Origin of the sequence: Thermovirga sp., from assembly GCA_012523215.1 — a bacterium.
Lineage (GTDB): Bacteria > Synergistota > Synergistia > Synergistales > Thermovirgaceae > 58-81.
In genome coordinates this window covers 1-1,858 of record JAAYIZ010000021.1, presented here as the reverse complement: position 1 = coordinate 1,858, position 1,858 = coordinate 1, and the positions used below count along the sequence as shown (strand labels likewise).

Sequence of the window (1,858 nt, the reverse complement as noted above, 5' to 3'; positions counted from 1 at the left end):
GTGGAGAGGGCCATCGTGCCCGAGATCGAGGGCAAGCTCAAAAACGGTGCGTGCCGTATGTTCTTCCTCACAGGTGTGGGTCTGGTCTACCCCTATCTCAGGACCCACAGTATATTGAGCAACCTTCAGCGGCTTTTCAAGGCATATCCCCTGGTAGGCTTTTTCCCCGGCAAGTATCAATTCACCAGGAGCAAGGGATACAGGCTGTACCTTTTCGGACTTTTGCCCGGCGACAATTACTACCGGGCTTTTGACCTCGATGAGTATGCCGTCTGAATTATTTGGGGGACTGCACCGTGGCAGGCGAAGTATCGGGAGGTGGAAGAAATGATGAAGATCGACGAGATATTTGAAAGGAGAATAGACCGGATCATTGAAGGTGTTATCAAGGCAGATGACGACGAGCACCTTTTTGAGGAGATTGACGAGTACGTAATAACCAACGAGATAAATCAAAGGCTTTCAGAGTTTTTGGACTACTACAACGACTACCAGGTAGTAAACGGCGCCTGGATATCCGGTTTCTTCGGTTCGGGAAAGTCCCATCTGCTCAAGATCCTCTCCTATGTTCTGGAAAACCGCCTCCTTCTTGATGACCTCCCTGCTGCTGAAATATTTCTGGAAAAACTAAAGGACGATGCCCTCCTCAAGGGGCAGATGGAGAAAGCCATTTCGATACCCTCCAGAAGCATTCTTTTTAATATCGACCAGAAGGCTGACGTAGTGTCCAAAAAGGAAACTGACGCGGTGCTTTCCGTATTCATGAAAGTATTCAACGATCTCCGAGGCTATGATCCCAAGATCCCCCATATTGCCCAGTTCGAATACGACATGGATCGCCAGGGATGTTACGGAGCATTCAAAGAAGCATTTCTTGAGATATCGGGTAAGCCATGGGAGGAAGCCAGAGAGTACGTCTGGCTCGAAGCGGGAGATTTTATCGCGGCCCTTTCGAGGATAAAGGGGATGACCGAGGAAGAAGCGACAAAAACCCTGGACAGGTATGAACATACTTATCACCTTTCCATAGAGGACTTCGCCTCGCAGGTCAAGGACTATATCGACAACCAGGGACCGGGTTTCAGGCTCAACATATTTGTCGATGAAGTGGGGCAGTACATAGCTGATAACGTGAAGCTGATGACAAACCTCCAGACCATAGCGGAGAGCCTGGCCACCAAGTGCCGTGGACAGGCATGGCTGATAGTCACTTCACAGGAGGACATGGACGATGTTATTGGGGAAGTGGGCGGACGTCAGTCCAACGACTTCTCGAAGATCCAGGACCGTCTTAAGTGCAGGATGAAACTGACCAGTAAGAACGTCGCAGAGGTCATACAGAGGCGTCTTCTGCAAAAAAAGTCCGATGTCATCAGCGACCTTGCCCTCCTTTACGAAAAGGAAAAGAACAACCTGAAAACACTCTTCGAATTCCGTGACTCAGGAAGGACTTATAGACATTTCCAGTCCGAGGAAGATTTCGTCGCATGCTACCCATTCATGCCTTACCACTTCGAATTGCTCCAGTCCGCCATAAAGGGCCTCTCCGAACATAACGCCTTTGAGGGCAAGTTCAGGTCTGTAGGTGAACGTTCCTTGTTGGGCGTTTTCCAGGAAGTCGCAAAACGCATCGCAGAAAAAAAGGTAGGTCACCTTGCCTCCTTTAATCTTATGTTCGACGGTATTCAGACGGCCCTTAAAAGCCAGATCCAAACTGACATTCTTAGCGCGGAGCGGACTCATTCTCTCCAGCCCCTGGCTGTAAGGGTGCTCAAAGCCTTGCTGATGGTGAAGTATGTCAGGGAGTTCAAAGCCAACCCAAGGAATATTTCCATTTTGCTCATTGACCGTTTCGATG

Annotated in this window: 2 protein-coding genes; both read left to right on the top strand. The window is 49.4% G+C overall.

From position 1 onward, the window contains the following. Positions 1-15: 15 nt before the first annotated feature. Complete coding sequence (locus tag GX108_00725) at positions 16-276, top strand: DUF1788 domain-containing protein (GenBank protein NLO55573.1); 261 nt, start codon at positions 16-18, stop codon at positions 274-276. A gap of 51 nt (positions 277-327) precedes the next feature. Then, on the top strand, positions 328-1,858 hold a 1,531-nt coding region (gene brxC / locus GX108_00720), incomplete at its 3' end, for a BREX system P-loop protein BrxC (GenBank protein NLO55572.1).